The 20,984-nt window shown below is 69.9% G+C and carries 23 protein-coding genes; 12 read left to right on the forward strand and 11 right to left on the reverse strand.

What is annotated here, in order from left to right:
* Positions 1-6 precede the first annotated feature (6 nt).
* The 4 genes from A7B18_RS00450 to A7B18_RS00465 are packed head-to-tail and all read left to right on the forward strand — an operon-like array spanning position 7 to position 6,829.
* Positions 7-2,445 carry an FAD-dependent oxidoreductase gene (locus A7B18_RS00450; protein WP_102124702.1) on the forward strand — a complete coding sequence of 813 codons (2,439 nt, stop codon included), beginning with the start codon at positions 7-9 and terminating at the stop codon, positions 2,443-2,445.
* 58 nt (positions 2,446-2,503) lie between these two features.
* Entirely contained in the window at positions 2,504-3,607 is a 1,104-nt protein-coding gene (locus A7B18_RS00455) for a glycosyl hydrolase (protein ID WP_146009398.1), read from the forward strand.
* A 58-nt stretch (positions 3,608-3,665) separates the two neighbouring features.
* Positions 3,666-4,991: a glycoside hydrolase family 125 protein gene (locus A7B18_RS00460; protein ID WP_102124704.1), complete on the forward strand. Its 1,326-nt coding sequence runs from the start codon at positions 3,666-3,668 to the stop codon at positions 4,989-4,991.
* Positions 4,988-6,829, forward strand: a complete 1,842-nt coding sequence (locus A7B18_RS00465) for a hypothetical protein (protein WP_102124705.1) — start codon at positions 4,988-4,990, stop codon at positions 6,827-6,829. Before A7B18_RS00460 ends, A7B18_RS00465 begins: the two co-directional genes overlap by 4 nt.
* 48 nt (positions 6,830-6,877) lie before the next feature.
* On the opposite strand, the gene A7B18_RS22340 is transcribed toward A7B18_RS00465, so the two are convergent.
* Both A7B18_RS22340 and A7B18_RS22345 read right to left on the reverse strand, forming a co-directional pair.
* Complete coding sequence (locus A7B18_RS22340) at positions 6,878-7,378, reverse strand: Tn3 family transposase (RefSeq protein WP_342747119.1); 501 nt, start codon at positions 7,376-7,378, stop codon at positions 6,878-6,880.
* The gene (locus A7B18_RS22345; protein ID WP_245872669.1) at positions 7,288-8,232 is read right to left on the reverse strand and encodes a Tn3 family transposase; all 945 of its coding nucleotides are present in this window, start codon (positions 8,230-8,232) and stop codon (positions 7,288-7,290) included. The genes A7B18_RS22340 and A7B18_RS22345 overlap by 91 nt, the downstream gene beginning before the upstream one ends.
* 74 nt (positions 8,233-8,306) lie before the next feature.
* On the opposite strand from A7B18_RS22345, the gene A7B18_RS21715 reads away from it, so the two are divergent.
* From A7B18_RS21715 to A7B18_RS00480, 3 genes are all read left to right on the forward strand, one after another.
* Positions 8,307-8,612 (forward strand): IS1/IS1595 family N-terminal zinc-binding domain-containing protein, encoded by a 306-nt coding sequence (locus A7B18_RS21715; protein WP_180969942.1) that lies wholly within the window; start codon positions 8,307-8,309, stop codon positions 8,610-8,612.
* Between the two features lie 23 nt (positions 8,613-8,635).
* Positions 8,636-9,025 (forward strand): IS1 family transposase, encoded by a 390-nt coding sequence (locus A7B18_RS21720; RefSeq protein ID WP_245872670.1) that lies wholly within the window; start codon positions 8,636-8,638, stop codon positions 9,023-9,025.
* Between the two features lie 67 nt (positions 9,026-9,092).
* Complete coding sequence (locus A7B18_RS00480; protein ID WP_219722068.1) at positions 9,093-9,641, forward strand: tyrosine-type recombinase/integrase; 549 nt, start codon at positions 9,093-9,095, stop codon at positions 9,639-9,641.
* A gap of 221 nt (positions 9,642-9,862) precedes the next feature.
* On the opposite strand, the gene A7B18_RS00485 is transcribed toward A7B18_RS00480, so the two are convergent.
* The 9 genes from A7B18_RS00485 to A7B18_RS21730 form a co-directional block, all read right to left on the reverse strand.
* Positions 9,863-10,966, reverse strand: a complete 1,104-nt coding sequence (locus A7B18_RS00485; protein ID WP_180969944.1) for an alpha/beta fold hydrolase — start codon at positions 10,964-10,966, stop codon at positions 9,863-9,865.
* Between the two features lie 120 nt (positions 10,967-11,086).
* On the reverse strand, positions 11,087-11,344 hold the full coding sequence (locus A7B18_RS00490) for a PLD nuclease N-terminal domain-containing protein (RefSeq protein WP_102124710.1): 258 nt from the start codon (positions 11,342-11,344) through the stop codon (positions 11,087-11,089).
* A 497-nt stretch (positions 11,345-11,841) separates the two neighbouring features.
* Complete coding sequence (locus tag A7B18_RS00495; protein ID WP_102124711.1) at positions 11,842-12,531, reverse strand: CPBP family intramembrane glutamic endopeptidase; 690 nt, start codon at positions 12,529-12,531, stop codon at positions 11,842-11,844.
* A gap of 114 nt (positions 12,532-12,645) precedes the next feature.
* Complete coding sequence (locus A7B18_RS00500; protein ID WP_146009399.1) at positions 12,646-13,029, reverse strand: hypothetical protein; 384 nt, start codon at positions 13,027-13,029, stop codon at positions 12,646-12,648.
* 17 nt (positions 13,030-13,046) lie between these two features.
* Positions 13,047-13,223: a hypothetical protein gene (locus A7B18_RS21725; RefSeq protein ID WP_180969945.1), complete on the reverse strand. Its 177-nt coding sequence runs from the start codon at positions 13,221-13,223 to the stop codon at positions 13,047-13,049.
* Positions 13,224-13,238: 15 nt separating this feature from the next.
* Positions 13,239-14,135, reverse strand: coding sequence for a DUF6544 family protein (locus A7B18_RS00505; RefSeq protein ID WP_219722069.1), 897 nt, complete (start codon positions 14,133-14,135; stop codon positions 13,239-13,241).
* Complete coding sequence (locus tag A7B18_RS00510; RefSeq protein WP_102124713.1) at positions 14,132-14,971, reverse strand: 2-oxo acid dehydrogenase subunit E2; 840 nt, start codon at positions 14,969-14,971, stop codon at positions 14,132-14,134. Before A7B18_RS00510 ends, A7B18_RS00505 begins: the two co-directional genes overlap by 4 nt.
* A 121-nt stretch (positions 14,972-15,092) precedes the next feature.
* Entirely contained in the window at positions 15,093-16,418 is a 1,326-nt protein-coding gene (locus A7B18_RS00515) for a bactofilin family protein (RefSeq protein WP_146009400.1), read from the reverse strand.
* 151 nt (positions 16,419-16,569) lie between these two features.
* Complete coding sequence (locus A7B18_RS21730) at positions 16,570-16,860, reverse strand: hypothetical protein (RefSeq protein ID WP_180969946.1); 291 nt, start codon at positions 16,858-16,860, stop codon at positions 16,570-16,572.
* 833 nt (positions 16,861-17,693) lie between these two features.
* Between A7B18_RS21730 and A7B18_RS21735 the strand changes: the two genes are divergently transcribed.
* The 5 genes from A7B18_RS21735 (at position 17,694) to A7B18_RS00540 (ending at position 20,960) form a co-directional block, all read left to right on the forward strand.
* Positions 17,694-17,870, forward strand: coding sequence for a hypothetical protein (locus tag A7B18_RS21735; protein ID WP_180969947.1), 177 nt, complete (start codon positions 17,694-17,696; stop codon positions 17,868-17,870).
* Positions 17,871-18,190: 320 nt separating this feature from the next.
* Complete coding sequence (locus A7B18_RS00525; protein WP_102124715.1) at positions 18,191-18,511, forward strand: DUF4342 domain-containing protein; 321 nt, start codon at positions 18,191-18,193, stop codon at positions 18,509-18,511.
* Positions 18,512-18,564: 53 nt separating this feature from the next.
* On the forward strand, positions 18,565-19,080 hold the full coding sequence (locus tag A7B18_RS00530) for a hypothetical protein (RefSeq protein WP_146009401.1): 516 nt from the start codon (positions 18,565-18,567) through the stop codon (positions 19,078-19,080).
* A 12-nt stretch (positions 19,081-19,092) separates the two neighbouring features.
* Complete coding sequence (locus tag A7B18_RS21740) at positions 19,093-20,025, forward strand: LiaI-LiaF-like domain-containing protein (protein WP_180969948.1); 933 nt, start codon at positions 19,093-19,095, stop codon at positions 20,023-20,025.
* Between the two features lie 116 nt (positions 20,026-20,141).
* Positions 20,142-20,960 (forward strand): class I SAM-dependent methyltransferase, encoded by an 819-nt coding sequence (locus tag A7B18_RS00540; RefSeq protein WP_102124717.1) that lies wholly within the window; start codon positions 20,142-20,144, stop codon positions 20,958-20,960.
* Positions 20,961-20,984: the final 24 nt, after the last annotated feature.

Genomic DNA, 20,984 nt, shown 5'->3' on the forward strand with positions numbered 1-20,984 from the left:
TTCCCCATGACCACCCAGCGTCAACCTGCGGAAGAACTGAATTTCGACCTGGTGGTCGTCGGCGGTGGCCTCGCCGGGCTGTGCGCCGCCATCGCCGCCGCGCGGCACGGGGCCAGGACGGCCATTGTGCAGGAGCGCCCCGTGTTCGGCGGCAACTCCAGCACCGAGATTCGTGTCGTGCCGCTGAGCGCCACCAATTTCAACGCCTGGGCGCGCGAGACCGGCATCGTCGAGGAACTGATCCTGCACGACCGGGCGACCAACCATGTTCACCTCTTCGAGCACGGCCTCACCAACAGCCACTGGGACCTGGTGCTGCTGGAAGCCGCGCGGCGTGAGGAGAAGCTCACCCTCTTTCTCAACACCAGCGTGCGCGGGGTGGACAGCGAGGACGTGGGGGACGGCTCCCGCCGGGTCGCCGCCGTTCACGGCAGCCAGCTCGGCAGCGAGCGCGAGTTCGTGTTCCGCGCCCCGCACTTCGTCGATGCGACGGGGGACGGCACGGTGGGCGCGCTCGCCGGGGCCGAGTACCGGTATGGCCGCGACGCGCGCAGCGACTTCGGCGAGCCGATGGCCCCGGTCCGGGCCGACGAGGTGACCAACGGCTCCACCATCACCATGCGGGCACGTGACGTGGGCCGCGAGGTGCCGTACACGCCGCCCGCCTGGGTCCAGGAATACCGCTCCCTGGAGGAGATCGGCCCCTTCCGCCGGGTCGCTCACGTCACGCGCCGGGAGTACGGCGGCTACTGGTGGCTGGAGGTGTCTAATCCCTTTCACCAGATTCACGACAACCAGGCGGTCAAGGACGAACTGCACCGCCACGTCCTGGGGGTGTGGAACTACATCAAAAACCACTCGCCCGACCGCGAGATCGCCAGAACGTACGTGCTGGAGTGGATCGGCATGGTGCCCGGCAAGCGCGAGAGCCGCCGCCTGATGGGCGACGTGGTGTTGAACGAGCACCACCTGCACCACGACCCGCTGTGGCCCGACCGGGTGGGCGTCGCGGGCTGGATCATCGACCTGCACATCCCCGGCGGCATCAACAACCATGCCGAGCCGGGAGAGCTGTCTCACGCCGACGCCAACTACCGCAACTACATCCACGTCTCGCCCTTCTCGGTGCCGCTGCGCGCGATGTACAGCCGCAACGTGGAGAACCTGTGGCTGGCCGGGCGCAGCCTCTCGGCTTCAAGGGTGGCCTTTGGGGCCGTGCGGGTCCAGTCGGTGCTGGGGGTGCTCGGGCAGGCGGTCGGAACCGCCGCCGCGTACGCCCTGGAACGGGGTCTCACCCCGCGCGAGACGGCCTCCCCGGACGGTCCGCACGTCGCCCGTCTCCAGCAACTCCTGCTGCGCGACGACGTGCATGTCCCGGGCGTCGTGAACGAGGACCCGGACGACCTGGCGCGGGGCGTACCCGTGCGGGCCACCAGCGAGGCGCCCCTGGACTTCGGCGCCCCCGACACGGCCAGCTTCCATCCCCTAGCCACGCCCCGCGCCCAGGTCTTCCCGGTCACGGAGGGCCGCGTGGAGGTCGTGCGTTATTACCTCCGCAACGAGGGGACGGAGCCCGCCGAAGTCACCGCCGAGCTGCACGAACTCGGGCGCATCTGGGACGCCGGGTGTGGTCGGCGCGTGGCCTCGGTGACGCTGACGGTGCCGCCCCGGTTCGAGGGCTGGCTGGACGCGCCTTTTCACGCGAACGTCACCGCGAACCGCCCGCACCGGGCAACGCTGAGCGCCGCACCGGATGTGGACTGGGCCGCCGCGTCGGTTCATCCCACAGGAACCCTCGCTCAGGCCCACTACGTCTCGGCGGGGGGACCCGAGGCACACAACCGGCACTACCCCAGCCTGCACCCCGACGAGATCGACCTGCCCGCGTACGAGCGCTGGACCCAGCACAAGTGGTTCTCGCTCGCCGTGCAGGTGGAGCCGCAGCCCCGGCCCTACGCCGCAGAGAATGTCAACCGCGGCGGCGCGTGGCCCCTCGACCTGCCCCACCTGTGGGTGTCCGACCCCGCGCAGGCCCTGCCGCAGTGTGTGGCCCTGGACTTCCCCGAGCCGACGACACTCGACACCGTCTGCGTTTCCTTCGACACCGACCTCAACGTGATCGCCTCGCAGCTTCCCGAGTTCTGGAGGGCGCCCACCTGTGTGCGGGACTGGCGGCTGTGGGCCACCGTGGGCGGCGAGCGGCGGCTGGTCCACGAGGAGACGGGCAACTACCAACGGCGCCGGGTGGTGACCTTCGCGCCTGTGACGGCCGGTTCACTCGAACTGGAAGTTCTGACGACCAACGTGCAAGCCGGGCGTTTCCTCGCCCCCGGTCACGAGGAGGAGGTGTACCCGCATGAGGGCGGCAGCCCACGCGACGTAACTGCGACGGGCGGTGACAGCGCCCGCGTGTACGAGTTCCGGGCGTACCGGCAACACGGTTGAACCACAGCCGCGAGAAGAAACCTCTCTACGTCGGTTGAACCGGCAGAAGGAGTCGATCATGAAGAACGCGCATGGACTGATCAGCATGCTCACGCTGGCCCTGCTCAGCGCCTGTGGTCCGCAGGGTTCGCTCCCCGCCCCCGGTTCGGAAGAACAGAACGCTGCGGCGCCCTTGCGCGCCCTGGCCGCCGATCCCAACGCCGGGGAACGCACCCAGGCGATGCTGAACTACCTCAAGAGCCTGCCGGGAAAGACGAGCAACAAGGTGCTCTCCGGACAATTCGCGGGCTACCCCAACGTCAACTACATCGCCGACAACTCCTTCGACACGCGTCTGATGCAGGAGGTGTACAACGAGTCCGGCGAGTGGCCCGCCATCATCGGAACGGACTACACCGGGCGACTCGCGGAGAACGTGTCGGACTGCCGCCGCATCTCCACCGGGCACAACCAGAAGCTCATCGACTATTACAAGGCGGGGGGGCTCGTCACGATCACGGCCCACTTCTACCGCCCGGATAACCATGGCGGCAGCCAGTGTGGACTTCGGAGCAGCTACGCTCTGGCGCGCATCCTGCCGGGTGGTGTGGACCGCGCGAAATGGCTCGCCATGCTCGATCAGGTGGCCGCCGGGCTCGCACAACTGCGCGACAACGGTGTGCCGGTGTTGTGGCGACCGCTGCACGAATCGCCCGGTTCCTTCTGGTGGGATGAGGACGCGGCCAGCTACAAGCGGCTGTGGCAGGACATGTTCAACTACTTCACCACCTCCAAGGGCCTGCACAACCTGATCTGGGTGTACACCGGCACGCAGAGTTACTACCCCGGCGACGCCTACGTGGACCTGATGGGCGACGATATCTACAGCGGCTCGGTTTCGGGTGGCAGTTGGAACACGTACAACTTCGCGCTGAACACGGCCCAAAAGCCGTACGCCGTGACCGAGTTCGGGTCCGCCTCCGGCGGTTGCGCCGAGTGCGCCTCGAACTATGACTTCTCGAAGCTCATCGCGGGCATCAAGGCGAATTTCCCGAAATCGACTTACTTCCTGGTGTGGTCCGACACGTACCGCCTGGGTAACCCCAGCCACTTCAACCAGAAGGCGCTGATGGATGATCCCTGGGTGGTCGACCGCTCGGAAGTCAGCTTCTCCCCGCGTTGATGCCGGTCCCCTTCATTCCCGAGGCCTCCAGATGACGTCGACCTCCCCGCCGCCCGCCATGGCACTGCCCTCCCTGCACGCCCTGACCGAACACGTCCGGCGCCTCCTCCCTCACCGCCCGCGCCTCGCGGCGATGTTCGAGAGCTGCCTCACCAGCACCCTGGAGACCACCGTCCGCCCCCAGTCCGACGGCACCACCTTCGTGATCACCGGCGACATCCCCGCCATGTGGTTGCGCGACTCCGCCGCCCAGGTGCGCCCGTACCTGCTGCTGGCGCCGAGCGACCCCGCCGCCTCCGACCTGATCGCGGGGGTCGTGCGGCGGCAGGTCGAGTACGTCCTGCACGACCCCTACGCCAACGCCTTCAACGAGACTGCCTCCGGCGCCCGCTGGGAGGATGACCAGACCGAGATGAGTGACCTCGTGTGGGAGCGCAAGTACGAGGTGGACTCGCTGTGCGCGGTGCTGCACCTCGCCTTTCAGCTCTGGCGGGCGACCGGGAGAACGGACCACCTGGACACCCGCTTCCGTGCGGCGGCGGCGTTGATCCTGGAGGTGTGGCGGCGCGAGCAGCGGCACGAGGCCGAGTCGCCATACCGTTTTGTGCGCACAGCCTGGCAGGAGCGCGGACAACTGCCGCGCGGTGGTCTCGGCTCGCCCATCGCCGAGACCGGGATGACCTGGTCGGGCTTCCGGCCCAGCGACGACGCCTGCCGCTACGGCTACCTCGTGCCGTCCAACATGTACGCGGTCGTGGTGCTGGGCCACCTCGAACGACTCGCCGACGAGGTGCTGGACGACCTCGACCTCCTGCGGGAGGCGCGGAGCCTGGCCGCGTCGATCCAGGCGGGTCTCGACGCGCACGCCAAAGTTGAGCACCCCGAGTTCGGGACCATTTACGCCTACGAGGTGGACGGGCTGGGAAACTACCTGCTGATGGACGACGCGAACGTGCCCTCGCTGCTCTCCCTGCCGTACTTGGGCTCCTGCGCCCAGGACGACCCGCTGTACCTGAATACGCGCCGCTTTGTCCTGTCGAGGGCCAATCCGTACTTCTATTCGGGCCGCGCCGCCGCCGGGGTGGGCAGCCCACATACGCCCACGGGATACGTGTGGCCCATCGCCCTCGCCATACAGGGCCTGACCGCCACGGACGACGTGGAGCGGCTGGAGATGTTGCGCCTGCTCGAAACGACCGACGCGGGCACCCTGTGGATGCACGAGAGCTTTAGCGCGGACGACCCGCGCCGCTTCACCCGCCCGTGGTTCTCGTGGGCGAACGCGATGCTGTGCGAACTCGTGCTGCACGGCTGCGGCATCACGGTGCCGGGCGCGGCCCTGGAAGCCATTTCCGCCCCCCTCCTGGAACAGGTGAACGCATGAAACCTCCCCTCTGGCTCCTGATCGCCGACGCGGGCAACCCCGACGCGGCCCTCGCCCTGCCGACCGTGGCCTGGATGGCGCGCGACGCGGGCGCTGCCTTCGAGGGCTACCTGGAGGCCCGCCGCGACGGCCTGCTGTTCGCGGGGTCCGGCTCCACCGTGCTGGGCGGCGCGCACCACCAGCAGTTCAACTACCTGAACGCCGCCTTCGACGTGTCGTACGTGCTGCTGGGTGACACGGCACTGTTCGACTCGTCCATTCAGGCCTTCGGGGGGGCAGTGCTGGTGCGCGCCCGGACACTGCCCGAGCTGTACGCCGCGCTGCTCGACCAGCCCGGCGTAGGGGAGGCGGGGGCGGCCGTCTTAGCCCCCGCCGGACCCGTGCGGGTCGGCGGCCGGGACCTCGACCTCGTTCCTTACCTGTACCCCGAGGTGTACTTCCGCCGCGCGCTCGCCTTTTCCGGCGCGGCTGAGGACGCCGCAGCGCTGATCGAGGGACGCGGGGTGCGGGAGATCAACCACCTCCACCTGAGCGAGGCGGGACGAACAGCAGTCTCGTCGCGCTTCCCCACGGCCACCGCACTCGACGCCCCGCGCGAGGACGACACCTACGGCTCCATCACCCTGCGCCTGGCTGGGCGCTGGAAGGACCGGGCGCGCGGGGTCGCCTTTGGCGACCCGGTGGCGATCCTCTCGCAGATCGCGTCCCTTTGCCGCGAGGACCGCGTGGCCGTGTACGGCGAGAAGGTGGAACTGCCCGCCGCTCAGGTGCAGGTGCAGCCCTACACCGAGGAGAAGTCCGAGATCGCGGCCGAGACGGCCCGGCTCGCCCTGGAAGTCAGGAACCCAGTCCTGGTGGGCCGCCAGACGGGCGACGGCGACCTCTTCGAGTGGTCACGCTCGGGCGTGTGCCTTCAGATCATGGACCCCAACCGCCCCGCCTTTCCCGTCGTGGCGACGGTGCCCCACACCTGGGCAACCGCGAAGGGCGACCTCTACGCCGAGGAGCCGGACGACGAGACGCTGCGCCGGTACGCCCACGAGGGCAGAATTCTCGCCACCCTGGTGTGGCACTCGGGCGAGATGGCGCACAACGAGGCGATGCTGGGTCTCTTTGAACTTGCGGGCTTCACCGGGCTCAAGATGGGATACGGCGTCCACGCCGCGCGCTACGAGACCAGCCCGCAGCTCTGGGAGTTGTTACAGATTCCCCGCGAGAAGGGCGGCGTGCTGGGCCTCGCCGAGCCGCTGCTGCATTCGGGCGGTCTGGGGGTGATGGCGGAGGTGAACTGCCCACCCGAACGGCTGCGCGAACACTGCGAGGCGGCCTTGGACCGCATCCGGCTTCTGGCCGGTAAGGCCGCCACCCCGCGCGGCTATTACGCCTTCATGGACGCGAACCTCGCCACATTGTCCCCGGGCCCGGGCCCGCTGTACGACGCGGTGGCGGCGAGTGGGCTGGAGTACTTCGTGTCGTCGGCGGGGCCGGGGCGGAACCGCATCATTCACCGCCAGGGCGATTTTCTGGTGCTCAATCAGACGCCGCGCTCGGTGGCCTCCGCCTCGCCCTTCGCGCGGGTCACCACGGTCGAGGAGTTGCTGGAGGCCCCGCCGCTGCGGCCCGGCTGGATGATCGCTACCCTCGACGCGCCGGTCATCGCCTTCAACCCCTACATCTGGCGTCACGGCTCGCGCTTCATGGGCGTCGTGGACTGGATGCTCTCGGACCGGGTGGTGAATGTGCTGCCGGGAACGGTGGCTCGCTACGCCCGAGTGCTGGCCCGGGAGGGGTTCCTGCCCGTCCCCGCCGGCTCCGTCGCCGAGGAGGTGCGGCGCTGAACGCGGGCCGGGATGCCCGGTCTGACGGAGCGCAGCTCGCGGGGAAGATCAGCCTGCTGAACTCCGCCGTCCTCGCCCTGGACATCGGCGGCAGCCACGTTGCGGCCACGGTGGTGAGTGTGGGGTCGCGGCGTCTGCTGCCCCAGACAGTTGTCCCTCAAGCAGCCCGTAAGTCGAGGTGACCTCGGGTGTGTACAGCCGAGTCTCGCCCAGGTCCCGAATCCTGGGGGCGAAACGAAAGCCCAACAGGTGGCGCAGCCCGAAGACCTGCTCGGTGTACCCCGCCGTGTCGGTGTAGTGCTCCTTGATCTTCAACTCGGACAGGTGATAGAGCAGCCCGTCGAGCACATGCAGCGCGTCCCGGACGTTCGCCGTGATGACCCTGCTGTGGAAGGGCGCATACTGGTCGCTGACGTGGGTGTAGAACAGCACGCCCGGTTCCCGGCCGTACTTCTCATTCAGATGCCCGAAGGTTTTCCCACGCCCACCTCTTGGGAAGCGTTGCCCGTCGGAACTGCTCGTCGTCCCATCTCCCCACAACGCGGCCAAAGGGAGCTTGGACTGGAAGTTGATGAGTTCTCGGCGAGCCCGGCAGCATAGGAGTCTGGACGGACGAACCAGTCGGCGAGGTACATCAGGCGCCGGGCGGTCAGGCTGGGATCGGGCGAGGCTTCGGACATCTTGGTCAACCCCAGATTGAGCCCATCGGCCAGGATGGCGGTGAGCAGGTGGTCGTGCCGCTCCGCGCCCTTGCCACTGTGCAGGTTCAGGAAGGCACCCGTGAAGCGGGTCCAGGCGTTGACCTCCAGCAGCAGATCGGTGATCTTTACCCGGGGAAGCCGTGCGCTCAAGGCCCGTTCCAGCGGCTCCACCTCGTCGGGCACCGCCTTCATCACCTTTCCAATCCTGAGCTTGCCGCGCTGTAAGGCAACGGACGACAACGCGCCTTTGGCATGCAGGTCCACGACCTCTCGCAACTGCCCGGTGAGCGGCGGCTCGGTCGCGCCCCAGAAGCTTTCAAAGGTTTCCGGGAGGTCCAGGGACAGGTCCGCGAGCCGCCGCTGCCAGACTCCCTGCGGCAACAGGTAGGCGTCGAGGTCCTTGTACTTGCGGCTGCCCGCCACCCACACGTCCCCGGCCCGCAACGCGAGTCTTAACGCGTCGAGGACGCACAGCTCGTAGGCCCGGCGCTTTACCGCACCGTCCCGGAAGACCTGCCCGGCCCACTTGTGCCGCACGAAGCCGATGGGGACGTGCTCGGACAGGGTGCGCTTGTTTGCCGCGTACATCTTGCGCAGGAGGTTCAGCGCCTCGACCAGGGAAGCCGCCTTTCCTTCGGCGTGGAACGTGAACGCCGCAAACAGCCTGGGGGCGTAGCTTCGTACCTTGGCGTAGCCCTTCATGGCGTGGTGCAGGGGATCAAGCTGCTCGGTGCTGGGGTAGTGGCATTCGGGGCATGACAGGAGTTCAATGAAGTATGAACACTCCCCCCTGCCCAGCGTGCGGTGGCGTCTACACCGTAAAAAACGGCCATGCCCACACTCACAAACAACGCTATCTGTGCCGGGTCTGTGGGGATCAGTTCACCCTGGAGCCGACCTGGCATCGGATGTCGCCTGAAACCGAGGCGTTGGTGGATCGATTGTTGACCGAACGTCTCTCGCACCGGGGAATTTGCCGGGTGGTGGGGGTCAGTCGCTCGTGGTTGCGTCGTCACATGACGCTGGAAAAGACCGTGCCACACAACATTCAAGCCCCAGAACCGCCAGCAAAACAAGCCTGAGCACTCCAGCACCAGCCCCGCTGGTGCTGGAGTGCGATGAGTTATGCACCTTCTTGGGTCGCCACGACCGCCCCCTCCGGCTGTGGTTGGCGATGGACCGAACCACCCGGCGGATCGTGGGCTGTTTCCTGGGCCAGCGAGACGCGCTGGGCGCGTTCGGACTCTGGGAGAGCCTGCTTACCCCCGACCTCGATGCGGTCTGCCATACAGACCGCTTGGCAACTTACAAAGGGGTGGTCTTCGGAGGGCTGCACCGCATCGGGGGCACCCAACACATTGAGCGCTTCAATGCCACCCTGCGTCTGAGATTGGCTCATCTGGTGCGCAAAAGCTTGTCCTTCAGCCGCAAGCAGGCCAACCTCGAAACCCTCGTCTGGCTTTTCATTCACCGCTACAACGCGTCATTACCCTGAACCCTCGACCGTCGAGGACGCCAGGCGAGCCCTGGGGCTTGCCGCACCCAGGGAGCGCAGACGCACGGTGGACCGCCTCGACCGCGAGGAAATCGAGCGACTGATCGAGGCGGCCTACCGCCGAACCAGCGGGTACGGGCTGATGGTCAAGACGCTGTTCTACACGGGCGCCCGCGTGTCCGAGTTCGTCAACATCCGAGTGACGGACCTGCACCTGGCTTTGGACCCGCCCCAGGTCTACATCGCCCACGCCAAGGGTGGGAGTGACGGATACGTGCCCATCCTGCCCGCTCTGGCCCAGGAGTTGAGGACCCAACTTGCGGGGCGACGCACGGAGTATCTGTTCAAGAGCAATCGGCATGATCAGTACACAGCACGGGCCATCCAGCTCATCGTGAAGGACACCGCGCGCCGGGCGGGGATCGACAAGACGGTGACGCCCCATCGACTCCGCGCCAGTGTGGCGACGATCCTGTTGGATGCGGGGATGCCGCTGGATCAGGTGCAGAAGTTCATGCGCCACAAGCGCATTGCGACCACCCAGACTTATGCCCAGACCAGCGACCGCAGCATGGCGAGAGTTATCTCAAGGCCCTGGAGGGCCGACCGTAGTTGAAAAAGAGTGGCCTGGCCGCTCTTTTTCCCTTAGCGTTGTTTTTGCGCCACGGCTGGCGTCACCCCACGTTGCGCTTCTCACCCGTCCGGAAAGTGTCCTGGTGGGAGCGGGGGTCGGCGCAACGAGCGTCCCAGCCTCGGCCCTTGAGGTGGCGGTGCGTCCAGGGCTCGCCCCCCGCGCTGGGGCTGCGTCACCTCGCAGGGCGGCCTAGCACATCCGGGTCATTCGGCAGAGCCCCGCGGGTCACCCGGCCCCCGGGAGGGAAAGGCGAGGGGGCGAAACCGTTCGATGACCGTTCGCGTGAAGAGGTCCGCCTCACAGCCGTAGTTGGGGTTGTGGCCGGAGCGCCCGAACCAGATCAGCTCCTTGTGCGGGGCGCGAATCCGCTCGAAGTACCGCTCGCTCAGGCTGGCCATCGCGTTCAGGTCGTGCCGCCCGATCAGGAAGTAGACCGGCACCTCGAAGTCGGTCGCCTGCTGGGCGAGGTCGACCTGTCGCTCGTTGAGCTGTGGGTAGACGACGCTGAACGTGTGAATGAGGCCCAGGAAGGCGTACAGCTTGTCGATCACCCGCAACTCGGGGAGGCTGACCATCTCGCCGAACGTGTTGCCCCCACCTCCGCCCGCCCGCCGGATCAGCCCGTGCTCATAGGCCGTCAGGGGATTGAGGTAGGTCATGTACCGGAGCAGGATCAACGACCCCGAGTACGGCGGGGGGCCTTGGCGTTCGAGCTTCCTGACCAGCTCGAGTTTCCCCTCCGCCCGAGCGTGCTCCAGAACGTAGCGGTAGCCTAACCGGTCGTCCTGAACTGTGCTGGTCATCTGGCCGACGCCGATGTAGGCGTGGAAGAGGTCCGGGCGACGCTGGGCCATCCACACCCCCAGGAAGCTGCCCCAGGAGTGGCCCATCAGGAAGATCTTGTCCTGATGAAACCGCCGCTTCAGATACTCGGCGAGGGCCAGGCCGTCTTCGACATACTGGTCGAGCGTGAGGTGTTCGCGGTGGGTGAAGGCGAGCGGGTAGGACTTGCCGACGCCGGGCTGTTCCCACACCGCCACGATGAAGTGTTTTTCCAGCTCGGCGTTGTGGGCGCGCACCCAGCCCATCTCGGTGCCGCCGGGCCCGCCGGACAGGAACAGCAGCACGGGCAGCCGCTCGGAATGGCCCCGCATCAGGACCCACTGTCGCGTCTCGTTCAGCGGCACCCGCTCCAGCGCGGCGACGCTGCCGGGAAGAACCTTCCCGCTGGCGTCGGTGATGGGCGGGGTGTGCCCCGGCCACAGCAGCACAACCGTGAGGCCCACGAGGACGGCCAAGCACGCCATCCACACCCTCTGCCTCCTCTCCACGCGCCGGGACCGGGGCTCTTGCCGTCTCCTCTGTGCGGGCATACCGGCCTTCTTTCTCCCCGCTCACCGGCAGGGGCGGACACGTCCGGGCATCCCTCAAGCCGCACGTTTGGAGGCACCCCGCTGGGCGGGCACACGTCTGAACAGGAAGTACGAGATTGGCCCGACGAAATTCACGAACGTCACCACCCTCCACCACAGCTTCCGGCCGCGCACCCCATCGTCCGGGCGCCGGGTCAGGTCCCGCTGCGCCGCGATCAGGAGCATGAGCTGGACGGCCCCGGCGACAAGGGCCGCCCCCCGCTGCCCGGGGCTGAGATCCTGCCAGGTCCTCCTGGGACGTGCCTCGTTCATCCTGTGCTCCTCTCCGCAGGGGCGCAAGACGGTGACCCCCACTCTCTCACGCAGCCTCCCTCGCCGGTGTTACCACCGGGTTACCGTCCCCGCGCGCCGCTCTCCCGTCACCACGCGGTGCTGTCACTGGCGAGGACAGGACCACCGCCTGGAATGAAGGGGGCCAGCATGTCCTCCCGAGGGGACACGTCGCGGCCGCAAGAATTCGTGAAGATGGCGGCGAGCGTTACCTCCAAGTTGAGGTGTAGGTGACGAGCGTGGAGTCAAGAGCGTCAGCACGGCGATCACCTGGGATCACCGCGGGAGGCGCCTTCGGTGGATTCATTTCTCTTCGCCTGCCTCGTGTCCCGAGGAACCCGGGGCACGACGGATAGGCCTGCGGAGTTGCACCGTGCCCACCAGCAGCGCCAGCCCCCAGGTCAGAATGGCACTCAGCACAAAGGGCCGGGAGCTGCCTGACGCATTCGGCAGGACCCGCAGCGGGCCCGCCCACGCGTTCACAGCGGCGTGGAGCAGCAAGGGGAGCAGCACGCTGCCTCCGGCAGCACGCTGCCTCCGCTCCCGTCGTATACCCGCCCCAGCCGCAGGGTCAGCGGCACGGCCTGCACCACGTACCAGAAAAACGGCAGTTCGGCCTGCGGGGTTCCCGGCAGCAGAAAAAGCGGCAGGTGCCACAGGGCCCAGAGCAGCCCCAACACCACGCTCGACCCCAGGGGACCCAGGTGCCCACGCAGGATCGGCCAGACCCACCCCCGCCACCCCAGTTCCTCGCCCAGTGGCCCGCCAATCAAGGCGACGACCGCCAGGTTGACGAACACGAGCGGCCATCTCCCGGGTGGGGGAAACGGGGGCACCTGGCCCTCCAGCAGGACATGCAGCCCGGCGGCGACCAGCATCACGGCGGCGGGACCCAGCAACGCGAGCGCGTACCAGCCGGGGGAGCCCATCCAACGGCCGAGTCTGGCCAGGAGCGCGCCTGCGCTGCCGTTCCTGCCCGCCAGCCACAACGCTGTGAGACTCGGTGCGGCACTGCCCAGCACCACCAGCGGCGCGGTGGGGGGATGCCAGGGGATGAGCCCGCGACCCGCCAGCACCGCGGGGAGCCAGAGCCCCCAGGCTGCCCCGAAGGTGACGGCGAAAAACAGCCCCAACTCCTGCCCAACGTGCCACCCAGCCTTCCATCTCATGCCGAGCTTTTCCAGCCTCGCCCTCCGAAGTCTTGGAGAGGGCGGAGTGGCCCTAAGAGGAGCACGAGCACCACGGTCAGGATCATGACGGTTCCCCAGACACTCATGGCTGACCTAGAACGTGAACGCCCGGGTCACGACCGTCGGGTCCGCGAAGTCGTATAGCGTGGGCATGGTGTCTGCCGGGCGGGGAGGAAGCCCTGGGATGGCCGGGAGCCCATTCGAGTCATCCGTGACGTTCACCCGCACCGAACCCTCTCCCCACCCGGCAAGCCGCAACTCCGCCCCGGTGGGTGGCACGGCGAAGTGCAGCACCCGCAGGCGGGAGCGAAGTTCCGGGGGCCGCCGCGAGAGGTCTATGGGCCGCCCGTCCAGGGTCGCGGCGGTGATCTCGCCCTCTCTCTGCACGCTCAGCAGCAGGGTGGGTGCCCCACGCCCGGAGGCGGCCCGCAGCGCCAGCACCCGGCTTCCATCTGGACCTCGTTCGTCCCGGGTCACGGTCAGGGTTGGCGCGGTCAGGGGCAGGCTCGGGGCGTGTCCTCCACGCGCGCCGGGGGCGGGACCAGCATCCACACCCCGGCGAGCAGCAGGGCCAGCAGGCAGGCGGCAGCGAGCACGCGGGCCAGCCGGTCGCGGGTCGGGGCGCGGGAGCGAGGGGGGAGGGTGGGGACGACCTCACGCGAGGTGGTCATGGGGGTGCTCCTTCCCTACCGGCCCCGGCGGCGCACGTCTTCCCGCACGTCCACGTTGTAGACGACCTCCTCGGCGGTGAAGACGGCCCAGGGCCGCCCCTGGTCGAGCCAGATGGCGGCGCCCTGCTTGGGCAGCGTCACTTCGCCGAAGTCCGCCCACGACAGGTTCTGGTTGATCCATAGCGTCTTCTCCCGGCTGTTCCCGTCGTGATACCGCATCGACTCGAAGAGGGTGGGCCGCCCCGTGGCGGGGTCGAAGCGCACCACGTACGTCTCGCGTTCCTCCCCGAAGGGCACGGTTAGGAGCGCCGTCTCGTCGTCTACCGCCTCCCACCGCACGCGGGGGTCGGTGAGGTAGACGCTGGGCATCCAGATCGTCTCCGACCACATCCCCAGGTTGGCGCCCTGCGCCCCCTTGGGGTCACCGATGCTCGACGGGAACGGCGGGGGCATCTCCTGGCGGCTCACGCCGCCCACGTACGACTCGTTCACGCGCAGGATCGGCAGGCCGAACCACGTCGCCTCGATGTAGTGGCGGTAGTTGCGCCCAGCCTCGTGGACGAAGCGGAAGCGGGCAGGGAAGGCGGGGCCGCCGGGGACGGGCCGCAAGGTGGCGCGCCCGCTGATGACGGCCGAGGTGATGACGGGCAGGCGCTCGCCGTAGGTCTGGCGGTAGAACCGCTCGACGGGGGCAGGCAACCCGGCGGGGAGGGGCACGGTCTCCGGCGTGCTCGCAGCGGATGGATACGCGGGGAAGAGGCGGGGCTGGACCTGCAAGCCCAGCCAGCCCAGCGCGACCACACCGGCGAGGAATCCTGCACTCCACAGCAGGGGTCGGCGCCAGCCGGAACGCTTCCGGGCGGCGCGGCCCGAAGGGTAGGTGACGGTGAGGCGAGGCTGTCTGGTGTTCATACGACCTCCTTGGCGGGCTGAGGCACGTCCCCGGCCAGATCGTCCAGCCCCTCGGCCCGCTCCAGCCGTGCCCGCAGGTCGCGCACGAAGCGCGCGGCGGGAGCGCCGTCCACGAGGTCGTGATCGAAGTCGAGGGTGAGGTTCAGCAGTTCGCGCGGCACGATCCTCCCGTCCACGACGGCAGGCTTCTCGCCGATGCCGCCGACCGTCACCGCGAGGGTGTAGATCGGCAGGGCGAGACCCCAGCCACCCCCTGAGCCGAACATCCCCAGGGAGGTCAGGCCTACCGTGCCGAGATGTGCCTTCCAGACCTGGGGATGGCCGCTCACCCAGCCGTACGCGATGCGCCGCACCGGGCCGGGCAGCCGCAGGAACAGGTCCGTCAAGCGGGCCGCCCGCCCGCTGGGGCTCGCTCCCGGGTTCGCCTGCACCCCACGCAGTTCGTCGTGCAACTCGCGCAGGGTGCGGCGGTTCGCCCCGCGCAGGACGTGGGCGAGCGGGAAAGACCGGCCCCCCACCGCCACCTCGACGATCACGCACACGTCCACCTCGCCGAACACGACCACCCGGCCGCGCCAGTCCCGGTAGGCGTGCAGGTCGGGGTCGGCGGCCACCGCGCGGGCCAGGCAGGACGCGACGAAGGCAGTGAAAGACAGCATTTCGCCGGTGGCGGCGTGGTGCGCCCTCAACCTCTGGCGGACGAGGGTCACGTCCACCTCGATCAGGCCCCGGACGGTGTGCTTGCGCCCGGCGAGGCGCGCGGCGTCTACGACCGCCTGCCGGGACCGGGGAAAGGGCTGCACGCGGTCACCCGCGTGGGGGAGGCTTCGGCTCATGTTCGGTCCTTTCTCGTACCGGGCCGCCGGGGGTGCGGTGGAGGTCATAGGGCCACTGCCGGGAGTCAGCCGCTCCCCGCCGCCCGCGCAGGTCCGGCGAACGGCGGGGAGGGCGGCGCTCCTACGCAGGGTGCGGGGTGGAGAGCGTCCCCACGCGCGGCTCACGCGGACCGCGCCACCACAGCCACAGGGCGCCGAGGGTGAGGAGCAGCGCGGCCAGCGTCATCAGACCTCCCAGGACGGGCACCTGAGCGAGCAGGGCCAGGACGAACGCGCCGAGCAGGACGGCGGCGGAGGGCTGGACCGCCCGCCCGGGCCGCGCCGCCCCGACCAGCCACGTCCCCAGCAGCGAGGCGGCCAGCCCCTGCGCGGCAAACCAGGCTGCCCAGGCGAGAAGCGCCCCGACTCCGAGCAGCACGGGCGCCCCGATCAGGGCGAGGGGCAGCACCAGGTTCCCCAGCCCCAGCATGGTGAGCAGCACCGCGGCGAACACGATGACGCCCGCGACGACGAGGACCGCGAGGGGGAACCCCACGAAGGTGAGCGCCCCGTACCCCAGGCTGGCCCCCGGCAGGGCGCGCAGCCTCGCCGTGACCGCCGCGAGTGGGCTGCGCGCCAGCCACACGAGGAGCAGGCCCGCGAGCGCGATGCCCACGAAGTCACGCAGGAAACTCATCTCCACGTTTGCCGTGCTCACGGTCATAGGGTCTGGCGTGGTGGACACCCAGGACGCCGTGAGCGGCGCGTAGTCCACCTGTCCGCCCACGGCGTTCGGCGGGAGGGTGGGCCGGTCGGGCATCCGCAGGGTGAGGTCCCCGTTCACCCGCCCGTCCCCGGTGAAGCGCAGGCCGGAGGGGAGGGGGTCGGGGCGGGCCACCCCGGGCGTCCAGTTCTGCGGCCAGGTGGCGCGGTTGTCCACGTTGAAGCGGGCGTCGCCGCCCACCGTGCCGCCCACCGCCACCCCGTAGGCGCCCACGTAGGCGTTGCGGGCGACGGTGCCATTCAGCCGCGTCTGGGTGCCCCCGAAGGCCACGTCGCGCCCGACCCGCGCGCCCCGAGTCACATCCAAGCCCACCCCGGCGGCGAGGAGGTCGCGCCCGATGTTCGCGTTCTCACCCACCCGCAGCACCGAGCCCGCGAGCCGGGCCGCGCCCGTGACCGCACCGCCCAGGGTGACGCTCTGGCCCGCCGCCCAGACGTTGCCGCGCACCGGGCCGTTCACGCGCACGGTGTTCCCGGCGGCGATCAGGTCGCCCTCGACGGTGCCGTCGATCTGCACGTCCTGGCCCAGGACGTAGAGGTCGTCGCGGATCACCTCGTTGGCAGGGACGCGCACCACGTCCCCGGTGCGCCACTCCAGCCCGAGCGCGCTCCCGCCCAGAGTGAGCGAGGCGAGCAGGGCGCTCGTGCGGCGGGTCAACTTCCCTCGTTCTCGCTGGTCGCGCATGGCGAACTCCCTGGGGCCCGCACCCGGGCCTGCCCTCTGGCGCGGCTCCTGCCGGGTGTTCCCGACCCCTGTGGGCCGCATCCTGCGACTCCCGCGTTACGTGGGAGTTACCGTCCCTGCCCCGCCGGGGGCAAGTGTGAAGCCCCGGCTCTCACCCCAAGCGGGCCCCTCCCCGCCGCCGGACCTGCACCCGGAGCTTGGCCGCCAGCGTCCGGTAGAACGTCGGGTGGTGGAGGTAAGCGACGTGCTCCGACGGGAGGTGACCGCCCAGGGGAAACTCCAGGTCGTGCGCGCCTCCCGCGACCCCCTCCGCGCGGAAGCTCAGCAGGTCGCCGGGACTCCAGACATTCCAGAAGTAGCCCAGGTGCGGTGAGCGGGCGACCGGCGCGGAGGGGGTGGCCGTCTCCTCCAGGAAGAGCCCCAGTTCCTTGAAGAGGCCCACCTGCCCGCCCGCCGCGCACCAGAAGTCGACCCGCAGCGCGGCCAGGGCCGGGTCGGCGGGGACGAAGGCCGTCAGGGCGTCGTCCAGCAGTTGCCCCCCCCATGCTGTGCGTCAGCACGACCAGGGGCTCGCCGCTGCTCCGGCGGCTTTCGTCCGCCGCCCGCAGGCCGTCGAGCACCCGCCGGGCGATGGGGCCCGGACGCTCGGTGGTGCCCCGGCCGTTCAGGTAACACAGCACGTCCCCCAGGAAGATGGGGAGGAAGGCCTCCAGGGGGCGGCGCACTGTGACGGCCGCACGCTCGAGGTTCCGGCGGTGCTGGCGGCGCCATTCCCCCGACAGGTGAGGCCAGAGGAACTCGGGGGAGGCCGGCGGGTGCACTTGGGCCTGCGCCGCCGCCTCGACCAGGGCCCACTGGCCGGACGGCGGCGTGAGGCTCAGCACCTCCCGAAGCGCCGCGTCTCGCGTCACCGCCCAGACGGCCTCCACCAGCGCGGGCCAGGCCTCCGGGGGCGTGTCGGGGCGAAACCGCCGCTCCAGCAGTTCACCCGACCCGTCTTCCCCGAGGAGATCGAGCCGTTCCGGCCAGACTTCCTCGGCGGTTCGGGAGCCCTGGAAGCGCCCACCCAGCGCGTAGCGGGCGCCCAGGTCGCCCCAGTAGAGGAACGTGGTCTCGACCCACTCAGGCCGCGCAGGATTGAGGACGGGCGCGACCTGCGACCTCAGGGACGCCTCGATGTCAGGCCAATTCACCCCGTGGGTGAGCCGGTGGAGGACGACCCCCAGTGGGCCATCCTCCTCGCGGATGGCGACCCCGTGCAGGAAGAGGATCGGCATGGCCCACTCTAGCCGGGGAGGGGCGCGCGGGGCCGCCTGGGGCGACGGGAGCTTCCGCGTCCTCGGCGTCGCCTCGCGGCCCGTGCCGGACGGCGCACCGACCGAGGCCAACCTCTCCTTCGAGAGCTCCCTGCTCTTTCTCGACCCCCCAAAGGGGACGCCCGCCCGAGCCTGAAGGACCGGATGGGCCTGGGTGTGGCCGTCAAGGTGATCACCGGGGACAGCCTGCGGGTGGCGCGGCACGTGCGGGGGCGGGGGGCCTCCCCGTGCCCCCTGCTAAGAATTTCCCCCCGGCCTCGTCGTGCCGCTCACCCTCGCCCCGCCTTTCGGATTCGTGCCGCCCCCCCGCCTCACTCGCGGCCATCCTGGGAATCACCGTCCTGTACGCGCTGGCGACGGACGCCGTGAAGCGGGCCTCTCCCGCCTGGCAGGGAAGGTCCCGGTAACCCGCAGGTAACACCCTGGGTCCACGCTGGGGAGAAAGGGGGTCTCGCCATGACGGACCAGACGAAGACGGCTTCCCCACAGGGCACGCCCGCCGAGCCGCCCCGCACCTTCCTGGAGGAGCTGGAGGTAACCGGCGCAAAACTCGTGGCCCGCGTGCGGGAGTTGGCCCAGGAGGGGAGCGCCCGGCGGGTGACCATCCTGAGCGAGCAGGGCGAGGAGCTGATCAGCATGTCCCTCACCCTGGGCACCGTAGCGGGCGGGCTGGTCGTGCTCTCAGCTCCCGCCCTCGCCGCCCTGGTGACCCATGTGAAGGTGGTAGTCACCCGGGACGGGGAGGCGGGGGAGGAACGGGAGGGCCCCACGACCTGACGGCCCCCGGCCCAGGGGACCTCCGGCGAGCCTGGGCGTGAGGGGTGCGGAGGGTGGAAGACCCACCCCGGGCAACCGGGCCCGTGACCTTCCGCACCTCCCGCGAGAAGTCCAACGTCATCCGGGGAGTCTTGATCCCCGAAGGAGGAAGCGATGCGACGGTTCGGCACGAACGCGGGCTGGGGCTGGCCCTGCGCCGCACCGGGGATTGGTGGGCCTTTATCCCCGGCGGGGTGCTGCTTGGCCTGACCCTCGCCGTGTTCTCGAACGGTGCCCCGTGGGGCGGGCCCGCCTTCCTCGCGTCCATCGGCGGCTTCTCGCTGATCGCCGCCCGGCATCCCGAACACTGGTGGGCGGTGATCCCCGGCGGGGCGCTGCTCTTCCTGGGGCTGGCGGCAACCTTTCTGGTGCTCGCCGGGTTGCCCGCCGCGCGGTCGCAGGGGGGGACCCACCGCTGGGCATGGTGCCCCGCCGCCGGACTGCTCGCGCTGGCCGTGGTGAGCGGCGGCTGGTTCGGGGGCGCCCTGGGCGGCGTGCTGCTCCTCGTCCCGCGCCGTGGGCGACGCTGAGAGGGGAAGATCATGAGTGATCCTGTCGCGTCCGGTGCGGGCGGGGGGCTGGGGAGACGACCGCCCTCCCTGGTGGGACCGCTCGTGCTCATCGCCCTGGGGCTATTGTGCCTCCTGACGAACCTGGGGGTGCTGTCCCCCCGGGTATGGGACACGCTCTGGCGGCTGTGGCCCTTCGCCCTGATCGCGCTGGGGGTGGAGGTGCTGGTGGGGTGGCGCACGCCCTGGGGCCGCCTCGCCGTGCTCGGGGTGTTCGTGGTCGCCGCCGTGGTGGGCGTGTGGTGGACTGTCCGGACGCCGGGTGTGGCCGGGCTGGTCGACCACCCGGTCCGGGTCGCCGTGCCCACGGGAACCCGCCAGGCGGAACTGACCCTGCGCTCCGGGGTCTCGCAGCTCGACCTGCGGGCGGGGCCGGGGGGCGACCTCGTGAGCGGGCAGGTGCAGACCGCCCGGAACGAGCGACTCACGAACGAGTTCGGCCAGCGCGGCGAGACGGCGGTGGTCCGGGTGGCCATGAGCGGGTCCTCGTCCGTCAGCTTCACCGGGCAGAACACGCCGCGCTGGACCCTCGCGCTGACCCCCGCCCTTCCCTGGACGCTGAATGTCTCGACCGGGGTGGGGCGGGCGGCCCCCGACCTGCGGACCCTGCGGGTGGCGAACCTGACGCTGGCGGGTGGGGTGGGCGAGACGACGGTCACCCTCCCGGCGCGGGGCGAGCCCCGGGCAGATCTTCGCGGCGGGGGGGGGGCGCTGACCGTCCGCCTCCCGGCAGGGCTGGCGGCCCGGGTGGTCGCCAACACGGGTCTGGGCGCGGTGGAGGTCACCCTCCCCGCCACGCGGGACGGGGACACCTACGTGATCGGTCATCCCGACACCAGCCCCGACCGCGCTGAGGTGCGGGTGGCGGGCGGGGTGGGCCGCGTGCGGATCGAGGGTGTACGCTGAGGAGATGGGGGGACCACGCTTCCCCGCGGAGCCTCCGGTCGCCGTCACGCCCTGCCGCCTCGGCGGGGAGACGGCGACCCCAGTTCTCGCCCGGTCCCCCAGGAAAGGGGACCAGCATGCGTCCGTCAGGCGGCGACAGCACCTTCACAGGTTCCGTTCCGCAGCTCTACGAGCGGTACATGGTGCCGTTGATGTTCGAGCCCTACGCCGACGACCTCGCCGCCCGGGTGGTGCGGCGCCAGCCTGCCCGCGTTCTGGAGGTCGCAGCGGGCACCGGGGCCCTCACCCGGCGGCTCGCCCGGGACCTCCCCGGGGGCGTGCCCATCGTCGCCACCGACCTGAACCCGCCCATGCTCGACCAGGCCGCTGCCGTCGGCACTTCCCGTCCCGTCGAGTGGCGCCAGGCCGACGCCTTATCCCTGCCGTTCCCCGATGAGGCTTTCGATGTGATCGTCTGCCAGTTTGGGGTGATGTTCTTCCCCGACAAGGCGAGGGCATTCGCCGAGGCCCGTCGGGTCTTGCGGCCTGGCGGGCACCTCCTCTTCAACGTCTGGGACCGGATCGAACACAACGACTTCGCGGCGACCGTGCAGGGGGCGATGGAGGCCGTCTTTCCCGACGACCCGCCGCGCTTCATGGCCCGGGTGCCGCACGGGTACCACGACCCCGCCGTGATCGCCCGGGACCTGGCCGCCAGCGGCTTTGAGCAGGCGCCCGCAGTCACCACCCTGACAGTGCGCGGCCGCGCCGCCTCGCCGCGTGTCCCCGCCGTAGCCCTGTGCCAGGGCACACCGCTGCGCGGGGAGATCGAGGCCCGGGACGCCTCCCGCCTGGACGAGGTCACGGACGCGGCGACGGCGGCGATCACCCGTCGGTTCGGCCCGAGTACCGTGGAGGGCAAGCTCCAGGCCCACATACTCAGCGTCGAGTGGTAGATTCCGGAGGTCGGCCCAACGACG

Source organism: Deinococcus planocerae (genome assembly GCF_002869765.1).
GTDB lineage: Bacteria > Deinococcota > Deinococci > Deinococcales > Deinococcaceae > Deinococcus > Deinococcus planocerae.

Bases quoted from the DNA above. Each gene is read 5' to 3' on its own strand.
- A7B18_RS00450 (WP_102124702.1), top strand. From the start codon at position 7: ATGACCACCCAGCGTCAACCTGCGGAAGAACTGAATTTCGACCTGGTG.
- A7B18_RS00455 (WP_146009398.1), top strand. From the start codon at position 2,504: ATGAAGAACGCGCATGGACTGATCAGCATGCTCACGCTGGCCCTGCTC.
- A7B18_RS00460 (WP_102124704.1), top strand. From the start codon at position 3,666: ATGGCACTGCCCTCCCTGCACGCCCTGACCGAACACGTCCGGCGCCTC.
- A7B18_RS00465 (WP_102124705.1), top strand. From the start codon at position 4,988: ATGAAACCTCCCCTCTGGCTCCTGATCGCCGACGCGGGCAACCCCGAC.
- A7B18_RS22345 (WP_245872669.1), bottom strand. From the start codon at position 8,232: ATGAAGGGCTACGCCAAGGTACGAAGCTACGCCCCCAGGCTGTTTGCG.
- A7B18_RS21715 (WP_180969942.1), top strand. From the start codon at position 8,307: ATGAACACTCCCCCCTGCCCAGCGTGCGGTGGCGTCTACACCGTAAAA.
- A7B18_RS00485 (WP_180969944.1), bottom strand. From the start codon at position 10,966: ATGGCGTGCTTGGCCGTCCTCGTGGGCCTCACGGTTGTGCTGCTGTGG.
- A7B18_RS00490 (WP_102124710.1), bottom strand. From the start codon at position 11,344: ATGAACGAGGCACGTCCCAGGAGGACCTGGCAGGATCTCAGCCCCGGG.
- A7B18_RS00495 (WP_102124711.1), bottom strand. From the start codon at position 12,531: ATGAGATGGAAGGCTGGGTGGCACGTTGGGCAGGAGTTGGGGCTGTTT.
- A7B18_RS21725 (WP_180969945.1), bottom strand. From the start codon at position 13,223: ATGACCACCTCGCGTGAGGTCGTCCCCACCCTCCCCCCTCGCTCCCGC.
- A7B18_RS00505 (WP_219722069.1), bottom strand. From the start codon at position 14,135: ATGAACACCAGACAGCCTCGCCTCACCGTCACCTACCCTTCGGGCCGC.
- A7B18_RS00510 (WP_102124713.1), bottom strand. From the start codon at position 14,971: ATGAGCCGAAGCCTCCCCCACGCGGGTGACCGCGTGCAGCCCTTTCCC.
- A7B18_RS00515 (WP_146009400.1), bottom strand. From the start codon at position 16,418: ATGCGCGACCAGCGAGAACGAGGGAAGTTGACCCGCCGCACGAGCGCC.
- A7B18_RS21735 (WP_180969947.1), top strand. From the start codon at position 17,694: ATGGCCCACTCTAGCCGGGGAGGGGCGCGCGGGGCCGCCTGGGGCGAC.
- A7B18_RS00525 (WP_102124715.1), top strand. From the start codon at position 18,191: ATGACGGACCAGACGAAGACGGCTTCCCCACAGGGCACGCCCGCCGAG.
- A7B18_RS21740 (WP_180969948.1), top strand. From the start codon at position 19,093: ATGAGTGATCCTGTCGCGTCCGGTGCGGGCGGGGGGCTGGGGAGACGA.
- A7B18_RS00540 (WP_102124717.1), top strand. From the start codon at position 20,142: ATGCGTCCGTCAGGCGGCGACAGCACCTTCACAGGTTCCGTTCCGCAG.